We start from the raw sequence: 21977 nt of genomic DNA, 5'->3' as shown, positions 1-21977 counted from the left end.
CACCTCCTCCGCCGCCACCTCCTCCGCCCCCGCCACCGCCCTTCGCACGCGCGATGCCACCAAAGGCGGCGTATGCGATGCTTGCACCCAAGGCCGAAAGCAATACACGACGAGACGTAAACACTGTTCGATCCTCCTACAATTTCTGTGAAACTTCGGAATTTGATAATCGAAATGCGACACGCACGCGACTTCCACCCGAAAGACGAGAGGGGTCCTTAAGCGATGCTACCGTAGTGTTTAAATGATTTGCGAGTTCCGCTTTAGCTTAACTTCGTCGGCAGCAAAATATCGGAATTTACAATTTTGGCTAAGAGGAATTTCAGTGCCCAAATCGAAATCTCAACCTATCCTGCCTTGAGCGATTTGCTGATATAGAGTGTAGTGCCTCCGCTCCCGACCACAGTTCCTTTGGCGGACTTGGAAATTGCGGGGCCCCCATCTCACCGATACATTCAGTCTTCAACTTGAGCTTGGGGTTTGCAAGGAAATCAGCAACTACTTTCGACCCGCACGGATCGGAATCAATGACATCGTGTCCGATCCCCCGAAAGACCACCACCTGGCCGAAAGGAAGGGTCTTCGCCGCGTGGTCCGCCCATGCTGTCGGCGTTGCTGGATCATATTCTCCCGACAACAGAAGAGTGGGTATGTCAGTGCGGCGCGGCTGCACCTGCGATGCTGGCCCGTTCTCAAGCATCCAAAGAGGGCATGCCCAGGAGTAGTCGTTCAGCTCAACCCATTTCGACCAGTATTTGTCCTGCTTGCCATTCAGATCGGGGAGATCGCTGTCGGAACAACTTACAGAGAAGTCCATACCTTGGGAGATCTCCAGGTCGTCAGCATCGAAAAGTATCTCCGCCAGGGGTCTGAAATCCTGTTTGTATGTCCTCTCGATCAGCTCCGGCAGGGTCAGGAGCGCATCGCGATCGTATAAAATGCCGAATATAAGCTCGAGGAAATCTGCCCCGGAGACATATGTGTAGCGCGCCTCTTTATCTGTGCTGCGCAAGAGCAAAGGCTGCCGATCCAGCTGTCTTGCAATAAGCTGAACAGCATTGGATATCCCATTCATGCATCTGTTCGCTGCCTCACAGTCTCGCTCTAGCAATTTTAACGATCGGTCGAGATTCGGCCCATCTTCGTTCAGGTAATTGATGTCCAGCGGAACAACTGAATCCAGTATACTCGCCGAGACCCCTTCGGGGTGCTGGTTCATCACTTCCAGTGCAAGCCTGGTGCCATACGAGACGCCATAGAGAACCCACTTTTCTATCCCGAGAGCCTTCCGAAGGTCATCAATATCCTCCGCATTCTCCTCAGTGTTGTAGGCATCAAGATCAATGCCCTTTGCGATCAACGCCGTCCTGCATGCAAGAACTTCATCTTTCTTGAGCTTGCTAAAGGTGGTTTCGACCTCAACGCTCGAGAGAATGGCGTTCCAATGATCGGGCTTGAAATATTGAGAACAGTCCAAGGCGGGAGCGGACTTTCCGATGCCCCGCTGATCAGCAACGATTACTCGGCGTCCGATCATCCAGCTCTGGGCGCCGATGAACTCCCACCATCCATCGATGTCGTCGCTATTGGCGATGTCGGTAGGCTGCCCCGGGCCTCCTGTGAGAAACACTACCGGTTCGTGCCGTTCGCGGTCCGGTTCGAATACGACCACGGACAGGACGACCTCGGTACCGCCCGTCTTCTTTCGATTTTCTGGAACATTCACGGTCCCACACGTCATTGCCCGATCCCGCGGAATTTCGAACCAACAGCTGGTTTTCTTGAACTCACCCGCAGTGAGTTCCCCACCCCCCAGGCAAATGAGGAACGCAACCGACGTGACCACGAGAAGAAAACACCAACCTGGTTTGATGTACGCGCGTCTAAACACGGTAGACATCTCGCCCCTCATTTATAAGTATACGAAAACTGCTCGATTACGGATCGAATATTCTTCGCGTCATCGACAATCAGGAATAAAACGCCCGCAATCACGGATTCGTTATTTATTCAAGACGGAGAGTATTTCCCTCCGATGCCAAGGAACAATTCCGTATTTCAGAAAAATGGCAGGAAAAAATTTATCCCGTACCCGGCCTGACGACCCTCTCCATTTCGTGTTCCCAAGCGATATTGGGTTACTCCAACACAAAATTGGAAACAAGCTCGACAAACCGGGCGATTATATTAGCGCTTTTGATTGAGCCGTGCGCGAGACAGTTGGTCAGCACTGCGCTTATGTAAGCCGTGTTTTGCGCTACATTGCTCATCCGATTTTGCGCGGGTGCTCGCACCCTCCTCCTTATGGTGGATTCCCATTCTTTAGCATTAACGCATATAAAGACCGCGCTTCTGCACTCACGATGGGAACACAACCATGCGGAATCGAAAGTCACTTCAACTGGCGCTTTGGGCTTGTATATCGCTTTTTCTCACCGACGCCGCTTTAGCGAAAGATGCCTACAAGACTCCCTGTAGAGCGGACGCCAAGCGGGTGTGCCACATGGACAACGAAGTGAAGGCGCAAGGCTGCCTTAAACAGCACCTCAGCGAAGTCACGCCGGCTTGCAAGGCCTTCCTCACTAAACAATGAAATGACCACGGATCCTGTTGTTCCGCGTGCTCCAACAGCGGGGTTGCTCGCCGTGGGGTCTCACGCGATGGCACGATGAGCAAGGCGGACACCGTTCGCCCTGCCGGCATTCTGGTCCCGTTCGCTCCAACCGGGCGCCAGTCACGGCCCCGCCAGTTGCGTGGACATGCGAGGATGGCCGGGATTGACGAAAGGTATCAAAGGCCAGCGAGCGGCTGGCTTGTCTGTCTGACAGCCTGCCTCAGCCCACCCTGACCACGAAATGCTTCGTCACCGGCTCGATGATCTTCCAGGTTCCCTTGAAATCGGCTTCCACCACGAAGGCGTCGCCGGGGCCGACTTCGACCGGCGTGCCGCCGTCGGGCGTGATGATGATGCGGCCCGCGATCATGTGCACGAACTCATAGTCGGTGTAGGTGGCGTGATACGTACCGGGCGACGCCCGCCAGGTTCCGGAGATCACCTTGCCGTCCGCGGTCGTGTGCTGGACTGCGGTTTGCATGGTCGGCCGGCCCTCGACCGCGATCCAGCCAGGCAGGTCGCCGGCTTCCGCGTGTTCGACGGTGCCGAATTTCAGGATCGTCTTGTTCGTCATGCCGGGGCTCCGTTTTGCTTCGCTGTCGCACCGTCGGATAGCCGTTACGCGTGGCGTGGGCAATGCCGCCAGGGGGACCAGGGCAACCAATCCGGGTTCACCGGCGCCTTCGCACTGTTTGACGGAGCTCTGAACGAAAAAACCCGCCTGCTCGGCGGGTCCCTGGCGCGACTCAGCACCATAGGCAATTTGTAGCATTAACTGCCTTCACAGTCAATGAAGCTGAGTTCGCGGCCTTGCACCAGGAACCAGGCGCGTCCGCGCCTGGGGTGGGCGATTTGGCAATTCCTGCTGCTCCTCAGTCTGAAATCCTCAGGGCTTGTGGCGCGCCGCGACGAGTTCCGCCTTGCGCCTTGCCGTTTCCATTCCCAGCCCGATGAAGGCGCGCGCGTGCTTGGCCAGCGCCATGTTGTCCGTCCACAGATTACGCCAGATGGCGGTCTTCTTCGACAGGTTCTCGTCGACGATCTCCGAGGAGAAGGATTCGAAGCTGAGATCGTCGGCATAGCCGATCGCCGTCAGCGCATCGAATATCGCGGCGAAGTCGATATTGCCGGTGCCGAGGAAGCCGCGATGGCTCTCGCCGATATGGACATAGCCGATCTTGCCGGCGGCATGGCGGATGGCCAGCCCGACATCGGCCTCCTCGATGTTCATGTGGAAGGTGTCGAGGTGGAGAAAGATGTTGTCGGAGCCGGTGTCCTCGATGAAGGCCAAGCCTTGCGCCGCAGTGTTGAGCAGATTGCTCTCGAAGCGGTTGACGATCTCGAGGTTGAGCGTGACGCCTGCCGCCTTCGCGGTTTCGGCGACCTTGGCCAGCGTCCCGGCGCTGCGGTTCCACTGGTCTCGCGTCGGCGCCTCGGTCTGCAATCCGTGGCTGGTCGAGAGGATACCGGCGACCTTCTGGCCGCCGAGGTCGCGCGTCAGGGCGACGGTGTCGTTGAGGATCCCGACGCCGCGCGCGGCGACCGCCTTGTCGGCGCTCGAAATGTCGCCGTCGACCGGCAGGCCGATGCTGATCGCCACGCCGAGGTCGAGATCGGCGATGCGCTTGGCGAGCCCGCCAATATCGACATTGGCGGGGTCGAGATAGGAGAATTCGATCAGGTCGAAGCCGGCCTCCTTGGTGTTGGCCAGCGTGCGTTCGAGCTCGGCCTGCGTCGAGCTCGCCGACCAGACGAAAGAGTGGATTCCGATGCGCGACATGATCGTCTCCGGTTTTGCGACGAAATGAGGAGGACGCGGCAGGTCAGCCCGGCCGCGTCCGCCTTGGACTGATCAGCGGGCCGCGGTCCAGCCCTTGTAGTCCTTCAGATTCTCGGCGGTGATCAGCTTCGGATCGAGCAGCACCACCGGCTCCGCCGGCTTCTTGCCGGCAAGCACGTCGGCGGCCATCGTCAGCGACTGGCCGGCCATCACGTAGGGATCCTGCGAGGCAGAAGCCTTGATCATGGACTTGCCGGATGCCAGTTCCTTCTCGATGTCCGGCGCGCCGTCGACGGCGGTGAAGATGAACTCCGAGCGGTTGAGCTGCTTGGCGGCGAGCTCGGCGCCGATCGCCGTCGGATCGTTGATGGCGAACACCGCGTCGATCTTGTCGAAACGGGTCAGCAGCGACTGGAACACCTTCAGGCCGCCGTCGCGCGAGCCTTCGGCGTTCTGGTCGTCGGACAGGATCTTGATGTCGGGATGCTGGGCAAGCACGTTCTTGCAGCCCTTCACGCGCTCCAGGATCGACGAGGACGCCGGACCGTTGAGGATGACGTAGTTGCCCTTGCCGCCAGTTTGGTCGACCAGATATTGGCAGGCCTCCTCGCCGGCCTTGACGTTGTTGGTCATCACAGTGACGTCGGCGCCTGGCGCGGAGACGTCGAAGGCCGCGACCACGATGTCCGCCGCCTGCGCCTTCTTCACCGCGGGCGCGATCGCCTTGGCATCGACGGCGTTGAGCATGATGACGTCGACGCCGGCGGCGATGAAGGAATCGACCTGCGAGACCTGCTTGTTCAAGTCATAGTCGGCCGACACCGACGTCACCTCGACGTTCGGATTGATCTTCTTGGCCGCGTCCTCGATGCCCTTGATGGTGGCGACGAAGAAGGGGTTGCCGAGCAGGCCGACCGAGATGCCGACCTTGTTCAGGTCCTTGGCCGATGCCGGCGCAATGGCGACGGCCGCGAACGCGGCGCCGCAGAGCAGTTTGGCGATGGTCTTCATTACGCTTACTTCCTCCTGATGCCCCGCGCCTCTCACGGTGCGTTACACAAGCCGGTCTTTGATGCCGGCGACAAGGTCACTCACGTTCTTGCCCCTGCCTGGAGCCTGTAGCGGTCGAGGGCGACCGCCACGATGATGACCAATCCCTTGATGATGTACTGCCAGATGTCCGAGACGCCGGCCAGGATGAGCCCGTTGGACAGCACGGCGATGATCAGCCCGCCGATCAGCGTGCCCCAGATCGAGCCGACGCCGCCGACGAAGCTTGTGCCGCCCAGGATGACCGCGGCGATGGCGTCGAGTTCGTAGGACTGGCCGAGCTGCAGGCCGTTGGCGGCATAGAGCCTGGCCGCCGACATGGCGCCGCCGAGACCTGCCAGCAGGCCGGACACGCCATAGACGAAGAGCAGCACCAGCGGCACCTTGATGCCGGTCAGCCGCGCCGCCTCGGCATTGCCGCCCACGGCATAGATCCAGGTGCCGAGCACGGTGCGTTTCAGCACCAGCCACGACACCACCACCACCGTCAGCGCGATGATGACCAGCCAGGGAACGCCGAACAGCGAGCCGTTGCCGATGAAGTCGAACGGCAGGTCGGAGTTGAACACGGTCGTGTCTTCGCCGAGCAGGCGGGCGACGCCGCGCACGGCGGTCAGCGATCCCAGCGTGACGATGAAGGGCGGCAGCCTGATATAGGCGATGAGCAGCCCGTTGATGACCCCGAAGCCGAGACCGACCAGAATAGCCGCCGGCACGCCGAGCAGGCCCCAGTCCGGCACCAGCGACACCAGCACCGCCACCATTGCGGAAGCGGCAAGGATCGAGCCGACCGACAGGTCGATGCCGCCGGTGAGGATGACGAAGGTCATGCCGGCGGCGAGCACGATGTTGATCGACGATTGCTGCGTGACGATCAACAGGTTGGTGCCGGTGAGAAAACGCGGATTGATGAACTGGAAGCCGGCCGCCAGCAACACCAGCACCGGCAGCATGCCGAGCGCGGCCAAAGCCGTGCGCAACCGCCGGCTCCTGACTGCCGCCTGGTCCACTGTCGTCGTCGTGGTCGTTCTGTCGGTCATTCCTTCGGTCCTTCTTGGGCCGCTCCCGTCGCAAGTTCCATGATTGCTTCCTGGCGAAGCGGCTCGCCCCGGGATGCCGTCACCTCGCCTGCTATGGCGCCGTCGCGCATCACCAGAACCCGGTCGGCGACGCCGACTACTTCCGGCAATTCGCTGGAGATCATCAGTATGGCGATGCCCCGGTTGGCGAGATCGTCGATCAGCCGGTAGATTTCCGATTTGGCGCCGACATCGACGCCGCGCGTCGGCTCGTCGAGGATGACGACCTTCGGCTCGGTCTCCAGCAGGCGAGCCAGCAGCACCTTCTGCTGGTTGCCGCCCGACAGCGAACCGGCATTGGCCTGCGCCGAGCGGGTGCGGATCGAGAGATCGGCGACGGCTTTCGCAGCGCGCCTGTCGGCGGCGGCGAAGTCCCGCAAGCCGCCGGCGCGCGCATCCCTGGCCAGCACGCCCATGTTGATGTTGTCGGAAATAGACATGTCGAGGAACAGGCCGAGTTCCTTGCGGTCCTCGGTGAGATAGGCGATGCCGGCATCGAGCGCCTCGCGCGGCGAGCCGATGGCGATCGGCTTGCCGTCGAGCTCCAGCGTGCCGGCGCTGCGCCGGTCGGCGCCGAAGATGAGCCTGGCAAGTTCGGTGCGGCCCGAGCCGACGAGGCCCGCCAGCGCCAGCACCTCGCCGTGATAGAGGTCGAAGGAGCAGTCCTTCAGCAGCCTGCCGTCGGACATGCCGCGCACCGACAGCGCCACGGCGCGCTTTTCGCCCGGCGGGCGGTGATCCTTCTTGTAGAACGCCGAGAGATCGCGGCCGACCATCATCGAAACGAGCCGCGAGGCGCTGAGGTCGGCGCGCTCCAGCGTGCCGACATAGCCGCTGTCGCGCAGCACGCTGACGCGGTCGGCGAGCTGGTAGACCTCTTCCATGCGATGGCTGATGTAGATGATGGCGATGCCTTGCGCCTTCAGCGTCGCGATCACCTCGAACAGCCGCTCGGTCTCGCGCGAGGTCAGCGACGTGGTCGGCTCGTCCATGACGATGATGCGCGCATTGGTCGACAGCGCCCGGGCGATCTCGACCAGCTGGCGCTCGCCGAGTGACAGGCCGGAAACCAGGGCACGCGCCGAAAAGGAAACGCCGAGCCGGCCGATGATCTCGGTCGCGCGCCGGTTGCACTGGTCGCGGTCGACGATGCCGAAACGGCGCGGTTCTTTGCCGAGGAAAATGTTCTGCGCCACGGTCAGATTGGGCGCCAGCGACAGTTCCTGGTAGATCACCGCGACGCCGCTGGCGCGCGCCTTGATCGGATCGCCGGTCGCGGCGGGCATGCCATCGATCAGGATCTCGCCCCCGGGATCGGGACGATAGGCGCCCGAAAGCACCTTCATCAGCGTCGACTTGCCGGCACCGTTCTCGCCCATCAGCGCGTGCAGCTCGCCGGCCTGGACGGTAAGCGAAACATCCTGCAGGGCGCGGATCGCGCCGAACGTCTTCGAAATATGGCGCATTTCCAGCACCGGGTGGCGTTCCGCCCCCATGCCGGCTGTCTCCGTCCTGGCCTGCGCGCTCATCGGGCTGCGACCTTGCCGGCGGTCCCGGCGACCAGATCGCGCCAGCCGTCGCGGTAGCCGGCGAGGCTGGTGAAGCGCACTGCTTTCACCGGCTCCGGCGGCTCGGCGGCGAATTCACGCCCGACGCTCTCGAAAGCCAGGGCCGCAGCGCCCGTGGCGCTGCCTTGCAGCGAAGCGCCCTGCATGAAGGCCTGCTCCGGCCGCAGCTGCGCCAGCAGGCTGGCGAGCAGGCCGCCAGTGTTGAGACCGCCGTCGACGATCACGGTGTTGCTGGAATGGATGAGGTCGAGGCAGAGGTCGAGCATCAGCGCGACATAGAGCAGTGCCACGGCCGCACGCTCGCCGGCATCAGGCGTGCGTCCGACCAGCCGGCCCGAACGGCCTGGCATCGGCCCGCCCGGCGCGAAGCTCGGCAATGCCATCATGCCGGCATCGATCGCCCGCTGCACCGCCGCGCCTTCGACCGGGCCTTGCCAGCCGTCGCTGATGGCGGCGAATTCGCGCCCGCCCATGAAGCGGATGGTCGGCACCGGGCCGCCGTCCACATCGACATTGACCAGCATGTCGCGATCGCGGTCGAGCGCCTCGAGCGGACAGTCGGGATTGAGCACGATGACCCAGGTGCCGGTCGAAACCACTGTCACCGAGCCCAGCCCCTGCCGCCGATAGGCATGGAGCGCGGCATTCGAGTCGTGGACGCCGTTGTGGATGGCGAGCGGCCGTGCCGCGCTGCCGAAGTCCTGCTCGCCGATGACAGTTCCCGCACGCGCGAAGGCCGGCATCTGGTGGCGCCACCCCTCGGCGTCGACCAGTGAGGAAAAATCGTGACGACGCGGCGCCCACAGATGCGAATGGCAGCCGAGATAGGACACTTCGCAAACCGGCCTGCCGCCAAGGCGCCAGCTCCAATATTGCGGATAGCCGAGGATCCATTTCGCCGTCGCGAAAGCGTCGGGTGCGGCCTCCTGCAGCCACAGCATGTGGCGGCCGTAGTTGAAACCGAGCGGCAGCCGCGGCGAGAACGTCTCGGCGTAGTCCGGAATGCGGCGATCGATCCGCGCGGCGATTTCGGCCGGCGGCTCCTGCTCATAGTCGAGGATCGGATGCGTCAGCGCCGCGTCGTCCACGAGGGCGAAGGTGCAGCCATGGCCCGACACCATCACCCCTTCCACGCCATGGTTTTCGATCACAGCGGTGACGGCGCCGAGCGCCCAATCGTGGAGGTCGGCCTCATCGAGCACGCTGAAGCCGCCTTGGCGCGTCCATTTCGGCTGGGTCCGGCGCTCGTCGAGAATGCGTCCGTCCTGGCCGAAGACGAACAGCTTCGAATTGGTCTTGCCGAAGTCGAGCACCGCGACCTTCATGCGATGGCTCCCATGGTCGAAGCAATCCGCACCATGACGCCGGCATCCTCCAGCATGCGCGCGTCGGCATCGGAAAGACCGTCGTCGGTGACCAGCGTGCCGATGCGCGACAGGGGCAGCGCAACGTTACGGGCCTGGATCGAAAGCTTGCGGCTGTCGGCCAGCACGACGATCTGGTCGGCGCACTGGCTAAGCTCGACGATCGAGCGCACCAGCAGCGGGTGCGATTCCAGCAAGCCTTCCTGGCCGATGCCTTGCGCGCCGAGAAAGAACTTCGAAGCGTAGAAAGGTGCCGGATGGGTGAGCGAGTGAATGATGCCCGGCTCGCGATGCAGGTCGCCGCCGGCAACGGTCAGGCTGCAATGGCCATGATCGCTCAGATACGCCGCCAGCGGCATCGAGTTGGTGTAGAGCCGGATGCTGCGCTCGGCGAGCTTGACCCCGAGATGGAAACAGGTCGAGCCGCCATGCACGATGACCGCGTCGCCGTCGCGCACCATGGTCGCGGCTAGGTTGGCGATCTGCCGCTTGGCCTCGACCGCGAGGTCGCGATTCTCGTCATAGGGCCGGGCATAGGCGACGCCGGCCTGCGACGTGCCGTCCAGCGCCGAAACACCGCCATAGACCTTGCGCGCCTCGCCCGCCTCGTCGATCCGGTCGATGTCGCGCCGCACCGTCGCGGCCGAAACGCCGAGCCGCTCCTGCAGCTCCCGCACCGAGGCGAAGGGGCGATCACGCAAGAGCTCGACAATCTGACGCTGGCGGCCGGAGTCGCTCAACTGTTTCCTCCAAAACGCCGTTCTGCGACGGCAGTTGGTGTAACTTACTCAACATTAGCTCGATTGCAAGCCGCAACTGACGGTATTCGATCACGGTTGACGGAACTCACTCTTATCTGCGATATCAAACCCGTCGAATGCCCGACCACCGCATTCGACGGTTGGCGGATTGTTGGAGGAGATGCGTGATGGCGACCCAGGCGGATGCGCAGGAATTGGCGGCGCTGCGGGCGCTTTCGGCCGCCATCGGACAGGATCCGCATCTGACTCAGGCCGCCGGCGGCAACACCTCGCTGAAAGCCGGAGACACGCTGTGGATCAAGGCTTCCGGGACCTGGCTGAAAGACGCGCTCGCCGATGATATCATGGTGCCGGTGGCGATGGCGCCATTGCTCGAGGCGGTTGAACGACGCGATCCCGCCGCCGACCAGCCTCAGGCCTTCGCCATCGGCGCGCTCAACCCGCGCGGGCTGCGTCCCTCGATCGAGACCACGGTGCATGCCTTGATGCCGCAGCGCGTGGTCCTGCATGTCCACTGCGTCGACACCATTTCGCTTGCGGTGCAGGCCGATTGCGAGGTCCTGGCCGCGCGCCGGCTCGCAGGCATCCAATGGGCCTATGTTCCCTACCGCCGGCCGGGCCTGCCGCTGGCCCAGGGCATCTCCGAAAGGCTGCGGCCGGGCGTCGATGTCCTGATTCTGGGCAATCACGGCCTCGTCGTCGCGGCCGAGACCGTCACCGGGGCCGAGGCGCTGTTGCGCCGCGTGACCGGGCTTCTGGCAAGGGCGCCGCGCGACGCGGCCGCGCCCGACATCCCGGCACTGACCGCGCTTGCCGCAAATTCCGGCTACCGCTTGCCCGTCGACACCGAGGCGCACGCGGTCGCCATCGATCCCGACAGCCGCCGCATGGCATCGGGCGGCAGCCTCTATCCCGACCATGTCATCTTCCTCGGCAAGGGTTCGGTGGTGGCTGCGCCCGGCGAGGACGTCGCCGCTGTCGTCAGGCGTCGCGGCGCCCAGCCCCTGTCGATCCTGTTCCCGGGGCTCGGCGTCCTGATGCGCGCCAATGCCAGCGCCGGCGCCGACGCCATGCAGCGTTGCCTTGCCGACGTGACGGCGCGGGTCGATGTCACGGCGACGTTGAATTACCTTACCGAGGCGGAGAACGACGAACTCGTCAACTGGGACGCCGAGCAGTACCGCCAGAAACTGAACGCCTCCGGTGGCTGACATGTCGCCCGTCGCCGGCTCGCCTCTCTCGGATCGCCTCGTCATCGGCGTCGATATCGGCACCTCGGGCGCCCGCGCCGTAGCCATGCGTCCGGACTTTTCAATTGCCGGCCAAGCCGCCGTCCGCCTCGACGCATTTGGCCAGGATCCACGCAGTCCGGCGGCCTGGTGGCAAGCGGTCCGGGCAGCGCTGGCGGAGTTGATTGCGGGCATCGACCGGACCGCAGTCCGCGCCATCGCCGTGGATGGCACCTCGGGCACGTTGCTGCCGGTCGACGGTGCCGGACGGCCGCTCGCCGAACCGCTGATGTACAATGACAAGGTCGCCGGCGACGATATACTGGCCGCGATCGCGCGCGAGGCGCCGGCGGGCAGCGCCGCGCACGGCGCGACCTCAGGCCTCGCCAAGGCGCTTCACTTCCAGCATCTGCCGGGCGTGGCGGCGGTGCTGCATCAGGCGGACTGGATCGCCGGACAGTTCTCGGGCCGCTTCGACATCAGCGACGAGAACAACGCCTTGAAAACCGGCTACGATGTCGAGGCCCGCCGTTGGCCGGACTGGATCGCGGCGACCGGAATGCGCATGGATTTGCTGCCTGACGTCGTCGAGCCGGGCGACGTCACCGGCACGCTCACCGCGGCCATGGCGGATCTGTTCGGCTTGGCCCGCGACGTGACCGTCGTTGCCGGCACGACCGATGGCTGCGCCTCTTTCCTGGCGACGGGTGCGGCGGGGGCCGGCGACGGGGTCACGGCGCTTGGATCGTCGCTTACCATCAAGATCCTGTCCGACCGGCCGATCTCGGCGCCGCGATACGGCATCTACAGCCATCGGCTGGGCAATGCCTGGCTGGCCGGCGGGGCCTCGAATTCCGGCGGCAAGGTGCTGGCGCAGCATTTTCCGCTCGCGCGCATCATCGAGCTCAGTGCCATGATCGACCCGGCGACCGAGACCGGCCTCGACTATTATCCGCTCGCCACATCGGGCGAACGGTTCCCGATCGCCGATCCGGCGCTCCCCCCGCGCCTCGTCCCGCGCCCGGTGGATGATGCCGACTATCTCAAGGCGATGTTCGAAGGCATGGCCGCGATCGAAGCGCTCGGCTATCGCCGGCTTGGCGAGCTCGGCGCGCCGGCGCTGACTTCGGTGCGCAGCGTCGGCGGCGGCGCGGCAAATCCGGCGTGGAGCGCGATCCGGCAGCGTAAGCTCGGCGTTGCGTTCTTGCCGGCTTTGTCGGACGAGGCCGCTGCCGGAACGGCGCGGCTGGCGTTGAAGGGTGCGAACGAGGCGGGGCTGCTATGAACCGGAAACTGGCTGAACGCCTCGACGGCATCGGACCGCTGGCGGAGCGCTACCAGGTCTTCCTGGTCGACCAGTTCGGCGTGCTGCATGACGGCTCGGCCCCCTATCCCGGCGCGGTGGCGGCCTTGGCGGCACTGAAGCGCGCCGGAAAGACCGTGGTGCTGGTCTCCAACTCCGGCAGGCGCGCCAAGCCCAACGAGGACCGTTTGCTGAGGCTCGGCTTCGAGGCCGGAAGCTGGGATCATTTCGTTTCCTCCGGCGAGGTGGCGTGGCGATCCTTCCACGAAATGGCGGCGACCGGAGCGTTGCGGCCCGGCACGAACTGCCTGTTGATCAGCCGCGATAATGACCGCACAGCGATCGAGGGCCTGCCTTTTGTGTTGACCGGAGCCGGCGATACCGCCAACCTGGTACTGATCGCGGCCAGCGAAGGCGACCGCTACGACCTGGACCATTATCGCCGCCTGCTGGCGCCGGCGGCGGCGCGAAAGGTGCCATGCTTCTGCACCAATCCCGACAAGATCATGCTGACGGCCGTCGGGCCCCGCTTCGGCGCCGGCGAGATCGCCGATCTCTACGAGAGCCTGGGCGGCAGCGTCACCCGCATCGGCAAGCCCGGCCCGGCGATCTTCGATGCCGCACTGGCGCTGGCCGGCGAGCCCGACCGCGCCAGCGTGGTCTGCGTCGGCGACAGTGTCGAGCATGACATAGCGGGCGGAAACGGCTCCGGCATCGCCACGGCGCTGGTCCTGAGCGGGATATTGGCGGACACTTCGGATCTTGTCGCTGTTTTCGACGAGGAGCAGGCCTGGCCGGACTACGTCACGGGGTCCTTCAGCTTCCGTTGACCGCCTCGAGCATGCGCCTTGCGCTCTCTTCGTCGGTGATCAGGATGGTCGGCGCGATCAGGTTCATGGCGCCGAGCAGCGCCGCTGTCTTCTCTTCGCCGCCGGACGTGAGAATGCGGATCGGCGCCTTGCGCAGCCGATCGACCTCCACCGACATCACATGGCTGTTGACGGGGTGGTCGACGAGATCGCCATTGCGGTCGAAGAAATGGAACAGAAGGTCGCCAACGGCGCCACGCGCAACCAAAGCCTCGCGGTCCGCCTCCTTAAGAAAGCCGCCGCGAGAGAAGGTAGTGGCCGAAGCGATGCCGCCGACGCTCAGCAGAACGGCATCGAGCACGTTGGCCATCTCAAAAACCTCCTGCAGTCCGCAACGCTCGACCAGCGCGATCTTGGTCTCGACGCTGTCGACGACGGCCGGCGTCGGGATCAGATAGCCGTCGCCCTGGAAGATTTGGGCGAAGCGCCAGGCGAACTCGGCCGGGTTGTAGCGGCGCACGACGCCCACACCGCCTAGCAGCGAAATGACCTTGAAGTCGGTGAGCGATTTGGCGCTGATGAAGGGCAGACTCGAGAACAGCGTCTGACCCCAGCCGACGCCGACGCGCATGCCGGATTTCATCGTGTCGGACAGGAAAATCCCGGTCTTCGCACTGATCGCGGGGATCGGATCGGCATTGGGCGCGGTCAGCGGCGCCACCAGCGCCTGCTTCAGGCCGAACGTGCGCTCCAGCGCGCGCTCCAGCCGCACGATCTCTGACAACTCGCTTTCGATGGTGATTTTCACCTCGTTGCGGGACCTCGCCTCCGCCAGCATGCGAACGATGGTGACGCGGCCGACGCCGAGCACGTCGGCGATCTCGTTCTGCGTCATCTGCTCGACGAAATACATCCAGGCGGCGCGGATCCTGAGGCGGTCCGTGCGGCTCTCGTTGACGACCTGTTCGGGCCCCTCGGTCACTCCGCTTTCGCTATCGCCCTGCCGTCGCCTGCCCAACTGTCTTCTCCCCGCTCGGCGATGTAGGAGTCACTCGCCGATTCTCCACGCTGGTTTAATATCGCCTATTGATCTACCAATCGATAGGAACAATGTAGGGTCAGCGGCCGGCTCTCGGCGGCCGAGGCCGGTGGACGTTTTTGAGGCGATTCGCGATGCTCCGACAAATCTCCAGGGATGTCCGCGTCAATTTGAAGGACCGGCTGCGCGACGTCCGCGACATCATTCGCCAGAGCCGCCACGACAGCGACAGCGAGGCCAATCTCGTGCGGGAAGCAACCAGCCATTTGCCGCCGTTCCCGGGCAAAGGTATCGAAGGCCTGCTCGGCCATGCCGCCAGTGCCGTCGACGAAGCCTTGTCGATCGCCGAATCCTTTGTCCCGCATGACCGCCCGACGAAGATCGACGGAACGACTGTGAAAGGCCTTGGCATCTATTTCCCGGCCGGCAACGACGAACGCCAGTCCAGCGCCGAGCGCGTCTTCCGGCGCGACATGTACTATCTGACCAGGACCGTGCTCGCCGCCCTGAAGATCGACAATGCCCGGATCCACGAGGCGGATTTCGCCGCCGTCCACGCCGCCATGCAAAAACGCCACGCCGGTCTGCTGGCCGCGATGCCCGCCAGACCCGGCCCCGCCGCGCTGCCGGCCGTCGCCGCTGCCTGTGCGGCGCTGCTGGTCGAGTGCCTCAACCACCGTCCTGTCCGCTTTGTCGAAGCCGAACCGGATGCAATCGGCGACCGGGCGCTCGACATAGCTTGCTTGGCCCCCGTCGTCCTGGCCTGCGGCCTGGCCACCACGGCCAGCGACGGTGCGCCTGAGCCCGACATGCTGGAGACCGCTGTTCTGGCGGCCGGCATCCGTCACGACCGCATCGTCAAGGCCTGTGCCAAGGCGAGCCCGGTCGATGAATTGACACCTGTCTTCGCCACCTTGCTTGCCCATTTGCCGTAGCTGCCGGTTCTGGCCGAGACTATCGCCCGAGCGCCATGTCCGCGATGGTCTTCTTGGCGCGCTGGATCGAGGCCGGGCTCATCGAGAGCTCGGTCAGCCCCATCTTGAGAAAGGCCGGGATGAGGTCGGGGCGTCCGGCCGCCTCGCCGCACATGCCCACCATGATGCCGGCGGCCACGCCGGCTCTTGCCGTCAACTCGATCGCCGACATGACGGCCGGGTTGGCGACATCATTGAGCTTGGCCACGGTCGGGTTGAGCCGGTCGGCGGCCATGATGTACTGGGTCAGGTCGTTGGTGCCGATCGAGAAGAACGACACCTCTTTCGCCAGCGCCGGCGCGATCAGAACGGCGGCCGGCGTTTCGATCATCACACCAAGATCGAACGCCGCATGCGGCACGCCTTGCGCCTTCAGTTCCGCCGCGCACTCGGCAACCAGAACCCGCGTCTGCCGTACCTCCGATATGTCGGAGACCATCGGGAGCATCACCTTGATGTTGCCGTGCACGGCTGCCCTGAGCAGCGCCCTGAGTTGGCGCTTGAAGATATCCGGCCGGTCGAGGCACATGCGAATGCCGCGCCAGCCGAGGAAGGGATTTTCCTCGTCGGGAAATTCGATGCCGGCGATCGGCTTGTCACCGCCTATGTCGAGCGTGCGCACGATGACGGGATAGGGCGCGAATGCCTTGGCCAGCGCCGCATAGGTCTCGGCCTGCATGTCCTCGGAGGGCAGATGCATATGGCGCATGAACAGAAGCTCGGTGCGGAACAGGCCGACGCCCATGGCGCCGGCTTCCTGCGCTGCCGCGATTTCCTCCAGCGAGCCGATATTGGCGGCGACCTCGATGATCCTGCCGTCCGCGAGTTTGGGCGTCACGGTCTTGAACACGGCCAGTCCGGCGCGCTCCTTGGCCGCCGCCTGGACGCGGGCGGCGAAGTCCGCGCGGGTCGCCGCATCGGGGTCGACGATCACCTGCCCGCCATTGCCGTCCACGGCCACCTCGCGCGCGCTGCGCAGGGCATTGATCTGGTCGCCAAGGCCCAGCACTGCCGGAATGCCGTGCGAACGGGCGATGATGGCAATGTGCGAGGTGGCCCCGCCATGGCCGCACACCACCCCGCCGATGCGCTTCAGCGGCGCCCGCGCCAGGTCCCAGGCGCCGATGTCGTCGGCGATCAGGATGGCGCCTTCGGGGATATTTTCGAGGCTGGCGTCATCCTGGCCGAGCAGCGCCAGACAGATCTGTCGTCCGACCGCATGGCAGTCGTCGGCGCGCGCGTTGAGATAGTGATCATCGACCGCGCTGAAATCGGCGGCTATGGTGGAGGCGGCGGTGATGACGGCTGAGACAGCGTCATTGCCGCTTTTGATCGCCTTCTCGGCCTCGCCGGTCAGGCTGTCGTCGGCGGCGATGTCCCGCAGCGCCGCGATGATGCCGCGATCTCCGGCGGACAGGGTGTCCTGCGCCAGCGCCTTGTCCATGCGCGCCTGAACGGCGGCGACGGCGGCGCGGAACCTGTCGATCTCGCCGGCGATCTCCTCCGCCTGCAGCATGCGGCCCTGTCCAGCGATGTCAGGCGGAAAATGCGCGAAGGCAGGCCCGATGGCGACGCCCTCGCTCGCCGCGACGCCGCGCAAACCGGCCACGCCTGAAGCAGCCGGTACGGGTTCGGACGCCGGCACAATGTCCTCGCCCGTATTGGCGGCCGGTTGCGGATCGTCATCGTCGAGACCTGCCTTCGGATTCTCGAGATAGCCGATTAGCGCCTCGATCGCCTCAATGGCGTCCGCGCCATTCGCCCGCACGGTGACTTCCTGGTTTTCCTTCACCGCCAGCAGCATCAGCTTGACCGAGCTCTTGGCGCTGACCGCCTTGCCGTCCTTGACCAGCTCGACATCGGATTCGAAACCCTTGGCAAGCTTGACGAAGCGCGTGGCGGGACGGGCGTGCAAACCTTCATGCACTCTGACGATGGTCGAGCGTTCCATGGCAAATACTCTGTTGTGGCGCCGCGCCGACATGGGTCGCGGCGCGAATGCTTCAGGCGGCGATGGTGATGATCGCGTCTGTCTTCAGGGCGGCCACGAGCGCTTGGGTGTCGACCTGCGAAGCGCAGATCTCGCCCGGCCGCTCGGCCTCGGTGGCGCCATTGAACGAGATGACGACATGCCCCATCTCGAGCACCTTGCTCCAGGCGCTGGAGCCGACCGCCGTGATTGTCGCGGAAACAGGTCCAAGGGTGATCGACGCGCCCTTCTGCGGCGCGCCTTCGCTGGGCCCGAGTTCCGTCTTGTGGAGCACGGAAACCTCGGCAAGCTCCGGCGGCGAGCCATCCGCGAACAGGATGAGCACGCCCCCTTCGGCAAGGTCCGCTACTTCAGGCCCGATGGAAGTGACCCGTGTTCTCAGCAGAACCGTCATATGGCGAACCTCATTTCCTTACTTTCCTCGAGGGGGTCACGGACGCCCGTGAACCCCTCTATCTCCGTGCTTTGGCGCGATTCCCAAGGAAAGCGCTACGCGCCCTTTTTCCGGGAAAGCCGTTTCAGGCTTTCCCGGAATTTGCTTAGAACACGATCAGGCTGACGACCCAGGCGATCAGCACCGAGACCGGGCCCATGATCTGGCGGCTGATGAGAACCGCCGGGACGCCGATTTCGATCGTCTTGGGCTTGGCTTCACCGAGCGCCAGGCCGACCGGGACAAAGTCGCAGCCCACCTGGGTGTTGTAGGCAAACAGCGCCGGCAGCGCCATCGCCGGCGAAATCGTGCCGTTGGCGATCTGCGGACCGATGATGGCGACGCCGATGACCTGCGCGATGACCGCGCCCGGTCCCAGGATGGGGGACAGGAACGGCAGGCCGCAGATGGCCGAGATGATCAGCAGGCCGACGATGTTGTTGGCGAGCGGTCCCATCGGCTGGGCAAGCACGTCGCCGATGCCGGTGTACAGGATCAGGCCGATGAGCATGGTCACGAAGGCCATGAACGGCAGCACGTTGCGCACCACCTGGTCGATCGTACGGCGGCCGGCATTGAAGAAGATGCCGACCACGCGGCCCATGACGCGGCCGATCGAGCTGATCAGGCCGATCAGCCCGCCTTCGCTCGGTAGCGGCTGTGGTGCCGCGGCCGCGGTGTTGTTGCCTGGACTCATCGATGCTGCTCCCCCCGCAGTGGTGACCGCCTCGGATCCGTCCGCCATCGTGACATTGGCCGGCTTCACGCCCGAAACGTAGATGTCCTCGGTGATGAACTGGGCGAGCGGCCCAGCCTGGCCGACCGGCGTCAGGTTGACGGTCGGGATGCGCTTGCGCGGATAGACGCCGCAGCGTGCGGTGCCGCCGCAGTCGACGACGACGACCGCCATCTCGCTTTCGATCGGCGGCGCCTTGAAGCCGTCGACGGCCGTGGCGCCGGTCATGTCGGCGATGAGCTGTGCCACGGGATGGATGCCGCCTCCGGTGACGGAGACGATCTTGTCGCGCTGCGCGGTCGGCTCGATGACGAGCGGGCCGCCCCAGCCCGTGGAGCCCCGGGAGATCCTTACGGCTTTGTATGTCTTGGCCATGATGTCCTCCCCGCCCTTACAGCTCGACGCCCTGGCGGCGTGCCATGATGGCGGTGATGCGCTCGGTCAGCATGCCCTTGAGCAGGATGACGACGAGGCCGACGATGGCGTACCAGATCGCCACCTTGACGTGATAACCTCCGGCGACGACACCCCGCTTCTCCAGGTCGAGCAATGCGACCAGCATGCCGCCCCAGACGAAGTATTCGCCGGGGTTGATATGCGGGAACAGGCCGAGCGGCGGATGCACGTAGGAGACAGCCGCGTCATAGAAGGCGGGCTTGTGCTTTTCTTCCAGGAACGATCCGAAGGTGTAAGCCATCGGATTGGTGAGGAAGAACACCGCCAGCAGAGGCAGCAGCGTATAGCGGGTCAGCGCGATCCTGCCGGCGCCGCGTGCCAGGCCGTGGACGCGCTCCTCGCCGACCAGTTCGGTGACGGCGTAGAAGGCGGTCATCAGCACCACCAGTGTCGGGATGATGCCGGTAACGAAGCCGGCGAACACTTCGCCGCCTTTCTGGAAGATGCCGATGAAGTATTTGCCGATTGCGGTCAGCCAGCCGAGTTGCTCTTCCTGCTGCACGTTTTTCAGCTGTTCCTTCAGCTGATCGGCGGTGACAGGCGCGCTGTCGGTCTGCGCCTGCGCCAACACCACGAGATGATCGGTGGCATGCTCGACGCCGAGCCTGCCGTGCCAGGCAGCATCCGAGACCATGGTGCCTGCAACATGCAGGTTATGCACGGCCATGTCGGCATGCTGCGCCAATAACGAAAATACAGACATTTCTCCTCCTTATGCCGCCCGCCGGTTGATTCCGGCCGGTGCGCGGCGTCCTCTAGGCCCTTGCTACGTTCAAGCCGGACAAGCCCGGCTTCTTCCCCGGCTCCGACCGTGCTTTGTCGATCTGTTCAATCGCCCGTTTCACGGCCTCGGCCACACCGGGTTCCCCCTCCCCCAAGATCGCAGGGTTGGACCGGAGTTGATCGAGGGGAACACCCTCGAATTGTTGATGTCGTTTGAATTTGGTGAATACCGAGCGCCCGCTCATGACCATCATGCGGCGCACGATCAGGTCCGGCGTCACCACGACGAGCGCGATGGTGCCCTTGGCCAGCCGGCCGCGAAAATTGCCGGCCCCGACGAAGCCATCCTTGTACTGGTCGGTGACGCCCCGGAAGACGTCCGAATAGTGCCGCATCTGCAGCCAGACGCCGAGCGACTGCAGCGCCCACACGATAACCAGCAGAAGCAGTCCCCACTGCCAAATCGCCATTCGGTTCTCCTCCCGAAGCCTTCATTGAACCGCATCTTGGACGGATGCGCGACAACAGCAAAGTGAGAACATTTGTTTCCGAGAATGTCAATATGTATGATATTGACCTCGGTCATGGTCATCCACAGGCCGTCGGCCGATTTCGGCGACGGCACGGTTGTGCTAGCCTGTCGTCAAACGGGATATGTGAAATGGAACTGCCCTTCAGGGATGAACTGGCCCTTATGCCCGACCTTCGCCATCGGTTGCGGCAATTGCGCTGGTTCCGCGCCACGTTTCGCGGCAGCGCCAAGGTGGTGTCCGACACATTCGGCGTGCGTTTTGAAATCGACGAAGCCAGGCTCACAAGGGCTTTTCTCGACTGGGTCGAGATCATGGAGGCGCAGAAGCGTTTCGCCGCGATCGACCGCGCCGACTTCATCGTCTTTGCCGCCGGCCTCGTGCTGCGCGAACTGATACGGCAGGCGCCGGCCAGGGAAGTCTCCGGCCTCAGCCATCTCGTCGGGACCGAGCAGAATGCCGGCACGCTGGAAATCGTCCGCTTCTGGCCTGAGGGGTTCCTCTACACCAATTATTGCGTTTCGGTGATTTCGGCGATCTACGAGCAGGAATTCGGCTCAGCGCCCAGCATCGACAAATGCGCCGACGACCTGCGCACATGGTGGTCCTATCGCGAGAACGTGACCGAGATGCCGGCCTATGCCGTGGCTTTCCTCGACCGCTTCCTTGGCACCGAACCGAACTGGATCACGCCGGATCGCGCGCAATCGCGGCAGGCCATGCAAAGGGCGCTTGGGTCGGCCCGGGCCAGCGATGCGCTACGCCAGCTTTGACAGATTTTGGCGCCCGACCACCACGCTATTGAACATTTGACTTTTTGCCGGTAGCAAAGTGCAAAACTCCGGGGAGAAGCGCGTGGCGCGATCAAGGCCTATCATTTTCGATTGCGACGGCGTTCTCGTCGACAGCGAACCGCTGGCCGCCAAGGCCTATGAGCGCGTCTATGAAAAGCACGGCATGCCGGGCGTGCACGGCGGCATCATCGCCCAGTGCATCGGCATGAAACAGTCCGACATCATCATCAAAATCAGGGAATTGACCGGCCATCAGTTTCCGGCGGCGGCGGACGGCGACATCTGGACCGAGACCAGGATCCTGTTTTCGCAGGAACTGAAGCCGACACCAGGAATCGCCGCGTTTCTGGAGGCGTTTGAGGGCGACCGCTGCGTTGCCTCCTCGTCCTCCGTCGAGCGCATAAACCACAGCCTGGCAGTGACGGCGCTGGCGCGGTTCTTCGGCGACGCAATTTACAGCTCCTCGATGGTTAAGAACGGCAAGCCCGCGCCGGACATTTTCCTGTTCGCCGCGGCAAAGATGGGCGCCAATCCGGCGGACTGCATCGTCATCGAGGATTCGCCCTTCGGTATCCAGGGCGCGGTTGCCGCCGGCATGACGGCGATCGGCTACACCGGCGGCGGCCACACCTATCCCGAGCATGGCGCGCGACTGAAGGCGGCCGGCGCCGATTTCGTCTGCACCGACTGGCAAGAGATCAGCCGGCAATTGTCCGGGCTCGGTGTCCCCGCCTAAGAGCTTGTT

General features: G+C 64.1%; 20 protein-coding genes. 6 read left to right on the top strand and 14 right to left on the bottom strand.

What is annotated here, in order from left to right:
• Positions 1-322: 322 nt before the first annotated feature.
• From FJ490_RS30240 to FJ490_RS30205, 8 genes are all read right to left on the bottom strand, one after another.
• Positions 323-1900 carry an alpha/beta hydrolase gene (locus tag FJ490_RS30240; RefSeq protein ID WP_181165413.1) on the bottom strand — a complete coding sequence of 526 codons (1578 nt, stop codon included), beginning with the start codon at positions 1898-1900 and terminating at the stop codon, positions 323-325.
• Between the two features lie 934 nt (positions 1901-2834).
• Complete coding sequence (locus FJ490_RS30235) at positions 2835-3188, bottom strand: cupin domain-containing protein (protein ID WP_140501578.1); 354 nt, start codon at positions 3186-3188, stop codon at positions 2835-2837.
• A gap of 312 nt (positions 3189-3500) precedes the next feature.
• Complete coding sequence (locus FJ490_RS30230; protein ID WP_140501580.1) at positions 3501-4394, bottom strand: sugar phosphate isomerase/epimerase; 894 nt, start codon at positions 4392-4394, stop codon at positions 3501-3503.
• A gap of 72 nt (positions 4395-4466) precedes the next feature.
• Complete coding sequence (locus FJ490_RS30225; protein WP_140729380.1) at positions 4467-5405, bottom strand: ABC transporter substrate-binding protein; 939 nt, start codon at positions 5403-5405, stop codon at positions 4467-4469.
• Positions 5406-5485: 80 nt separating this feature from the next.
• Entirely contained in the window at positions 5486-6484 is a 999-nt protein-coding gene (locus tag FJ490_RS30220) for a ribose ABC transporter permease (RefSeq protein WP_140501584.1), read from the bottom strand.
• On the bottom strand, positions 6481-8052 hold the full coding sequence (locus FJ490_RS30215; RefSeq protein WP_140729381.1) for a sugar ABC transporter ATP-binding protein: 1572 nt from the start codon (positions 8050-8052) through the stop codon (positions 6481-6483). The genes FJ490_RS30220 and FJ490_RS30215 overlap by 4 nt, the downstream gene beginning before the upstream one ends.
• The gene (locus FJ490_RS30210) at positions 8049-9416 is read right to left on the bottom strand and encodes an FGGY-family carbohydrate kinase (RefSeq protein ID WP_140627864.1); all 1368 of its coding nucleotides are present in this window, start codon (positions 9414-9416) and stop codon (positions 8049-8051) included. The genes FJ490_RS30215 and FJ490_RS30210 overlap by 4 nt, the downstream gene beginning before the upstream one ends.
• Positions 9413-10195 carry a DeoR/GlpR family DNA-binding transcription regulator gene (locus FJ490_RS30205; protein ID WP_140517930.1) on the bottom strand — a complete coding sequence of 261 codons (783 nt, stop codon included), beginning with the start codon at positions 10193-10195 and terminating at the stop codon, positions 9413-9415. Before FJ490_RS30205 ends, FJ490_RS30210 begins: the two co-directional genes overlap by 4 nt.
• A 188-nt stretch (positions 10196-10383) precedes the next feature.
• On the opposite strand from FJ490_RS30205, the gene FJ490_RS30200 reads away from it, so the two are divergent.
• The 3 genes from FJ490_RS30200 to FJ490_RS30190 are packed head-to-tail and all read left to right on the top strand — an operon-like array spanning position 10384 to position 13578.
• The gene (locus FJ490_RS30200; protein ID WP_140729382.1) at positions 10384-11427 is read left to right on the top strand and encodes a class II aldolase/adducin family protein; all 1044 of its coding nucleotides are present in this window, start codon (positions 10384-10386) and stop codon (positions 11425-11427) included.
• Position 11428: 1 nt separating this feature from the next.
• Positions 11429-12730 carry an FGGY-family carbohydrate kinase gene (locus tag FJ490_RS30195; protein WP_140729383.1) on the top strand — a complete coding sequence of 434 codons (1302 nt, stop codon included), beginning with the start codon at positions 11429-11431 and terminating at the stop codon, positions 12728-12730.
• Positions 12727-13578: a TIGR01459 family HAD-type hydrolase gene (locus tag FJ490_RS30190; protein WP_140729384.1), complete on the top strand. Its 852-nt coding sequence runs from the start codon at positions 12727-12729 to the stop codon at positions 13576-13578. Before FJ490_RS30195 ends, FJ490_RS30190 begins: the two co-directional genes overlap by 4 nt.
• Here the strand turns inward: FJ490_RS30190 and FJ490_RS30185 are convergent.
• A complete protein-coding gene (locus tag FJ490_RS30185) occupies positions 13565-14575 on the bottom strand; it encodes a sugar-binding transcriptional regulator (RefSeq protein ID WP_140729385.1) in 1011 nt (336 codons plus the stop codon). The two genes, FJ490_RS30190 and FJ490_RS30185, sit on opposite strands and share 14 nt — an antisense overlap.
• 155 nt (positions 14576-14730) lie before the next feature.
• Here FJ490_RS30185 and FJ490_RS30180 point away from each other — a divergent pair, with 155 nt between their 5' ends.
• Complete coding sequence (locus FJ490_RS30180) at positions 14731-15531, top strand: hypothetical protein (protein WP_140729386.1); 801 nt, start codon at positions 14731-14733, stop codon at positions 15529-15531.
• Positions 15532-15550: 19 nt separating this feature from the next.
• On the opposite strand, the gene ptsP is transcribed toward FJ490_RS30180, so the two are convergent.
• The 5 genes from ptsP to FJ490_RS30155 all read right to left on the bottom strand — a co-directional run bounded on the left by ptsP (position 15551) and on the right by FJ490_RS30155 (position 20378).
• Entirely contained in the window at positions 15551-17521 is a 1971-nt protein-coding gene (gene ptsP, locus FJ490_RS30175; protein WP_140729387.1) for a phosphoenolpyruvate--protein phosphotransferase, read from the bottom strand.
• 52 nt (positions 17522-17573) lie between these two features.
• Positions 17574-17954, bottom strand: coding sequence for a PTS glucitol/sorbitol transporter subunit IIA (locus tag FJ490_RS30170; protein ID WP_140501604.1), 381 nt, complete (start codon positions 17952-17954; stop codon positions 17574-17576).
• A 145-nt stretch (positions 17955-18099) separates the two neighbouring features.
• Complete coding sequence (locus FJ490_RS30165; protein WP_140558471.1) at positions 18100-19104, bottom strand: PTS glucitol/sorbitol transporter subunit IIB; 1005 nt, start codon at positions 19102-19104, stop codon at positions 18100-18102.
• A 16-nt stretch (positions 19105-19120) separates the two neighbouring features.
• Entirely contained in the window at positions 19121-19888 is a 768-nt protein-coding gene (locus FJ490_RS30160; RefSeq protein ID WP_140625045.1) for a PTS glucitol/sorbitol transporter subunit IIC, read from the bottom strand.
• A gap of 52 nt (positions 19889-19940) precedes the next feature.
• The gene (locus tag FJ490_RS30155; RefSeq protein ID WP_140517924.1) at positions 19941-20378 is read right to left on the bottom strand and encodes a transcriptional regulator GutM; all 438 of its coding nucleotides are present in this window, start codon (positions 20376-20378) and stop codon (positions 19941-19943) included.
• Between the two features lie 191 nt (positions 20379-20569).
• Between FJ490_RS30155 and FJ490_RS30150 the strand changes: the two genes are divergently transcribed.
• On the top strand, positions 20570-21211 hold the full coding sequence (locus FJ490_RS30150) for a hypothetical protein (RefSeq protein WP_140729388.1): 642 nt from the start codon (positions 20570-20572) through the stop codon (positions 21209-21211).
• 82 nt (positions 21212-21293) lie between these two features.
• Positions 21294-21968 (top strand): HAD family phosphatase, encoded by a 675-nt coding sequence (locus tag FJ490_RS30145; RefSeq protein WP_140625043.1) that lies wholly within the window; start codon positions 21294-21296, stop codon positions 21966-21968.
• Positions 21969-21977 lie beyond the last annotated feature (9 nt).

The sequence above is a fragment of the Mesorhizobium sp. B2-5-11 genome, assembly GCF_006440835.1.
GTDB lineage: Bacteria > Pseudomonadota > Alphaproteobacteria > Rhizobiales > Rhizobiaceae > Mesorhizobium.
This window is presented reverse-complemented; position numbering and strand designations above follow the sequence as displayed.

Coding starts and splice junctions, on each gene's coding strand:
- FJ490_RS30240 (WP_181165413.1), bottom strand. CDS start 1,900: ATGTCTACCGTGTTTAGACGCGCGTACATCAAACCAGGTTGGTGTTTT.
- FJ490_RS30235 (WP_140501578.1), bottom strand. CDS start 3,188: ATGACGAACAAGACGATCCTGAAATTCGGCACCGTCGAACACGCGGAA.
- FJ490_RS30230 (WP_140501580.1), bottom strand. CDS start 4,394: ATGTCGCGCATCGGAATCCACTCTTTCGTCTGGTCGGCGAGCTCGACG.
- FJ490_RS30225 (WP_140729380.1), bottom strand. CDS start 5,405: ATGAAGACCATCGCCAAACTGCTCTGCGGCGCCGCGTTCGCGGCCGTC.
- FJ490_RS30220 (WP_140501584.1), bottom strand. CDS start 6,484: ATGACCGACAGAACGACCACGACGACGACAGTGGACCAGGCGGCAGTC.
- FJ490_RS30215 (WP_140729381.1), bottom strand. CDS start 8,052: ATGAGCGCGCAGGCCAGGACGGAGACAGCCGGCATGGGGGCGGAACGC.
- FJ490_RS30210 (WP_140627864.1), bottom strand. CDS start 9,416: ATGAAGGTCGCGGTGCTCGACTTCGGCAAGACCAATTCGAAGCTGTTC.
- FJ490_RS30200 (WP_140729382.1), top strand. CDS start 10,384: ATGGCGACCCAGGCGGATGCGCAGGAATTGGCGGCGCTGCGGGCGCTT.
- FJ490_RS30195 (WP_140729383.1), top strand. CDS start 11,429: ATGTCGCCCGTCGCCGGCTCGCCTCTCTCGGATCGCCTCGTCATCGGC.
- FJ490_RS30190 (WP_140729384.1), top strand. CDS start 12,727: ATGAACCGGAAACTGGCTGAACGCCTCGACGGCATCGGACCGCTGGCG.
- FJ490_RS30180 (WP_140729386.1), top strand. CDS start 14,731: ATGCTCCGACAAATCTCCAGGGATGTCCGCGTCAATTTGAAGGACCGG.
- ptsP (WP_140729387.1), bottom strand. CDS start 17,521: ATGGAACGCTCGACCATCGTCAGAGTGCATGAAGGTTTGCACGCCCGT.
- FJ490_RS30170 (WP_140501604.1), bottom strand. CDS start 17,954: ATGACGGTTCTGCTGAGAACACGGGTCACTTCCATCGGGCCTGAAGTA.
- FJ490_RS30165 (WP_140558471.1), bottom strand. CDS start 19,104: ATGGCCAAGACATACAAAGCCGTAAGGATCTCCCGGGGCTCCACGGGC.
- FJ490_RS30160 (WP_140625045.1), bottom strand. CDS start 19,888: ATGTCTGTATTTTCGTTATTGGCGCAGCATGCCGACATGGCCGTGCAT.
- FJ490_RS30155 (WP_140517924.1), bottom strand. CDS start 20,378: ATGGCGATTTGGCAGTGGGGACTGCTTCTGCTGGTTATCGTGTGGGCG.
- FJ490_RS30150 (WP_140729388.1), top strand. CDS start 20,570: ATGGAACTGCCCTTCAGGGATGAACTGGCCCTTATGCCCGACCTTCGC.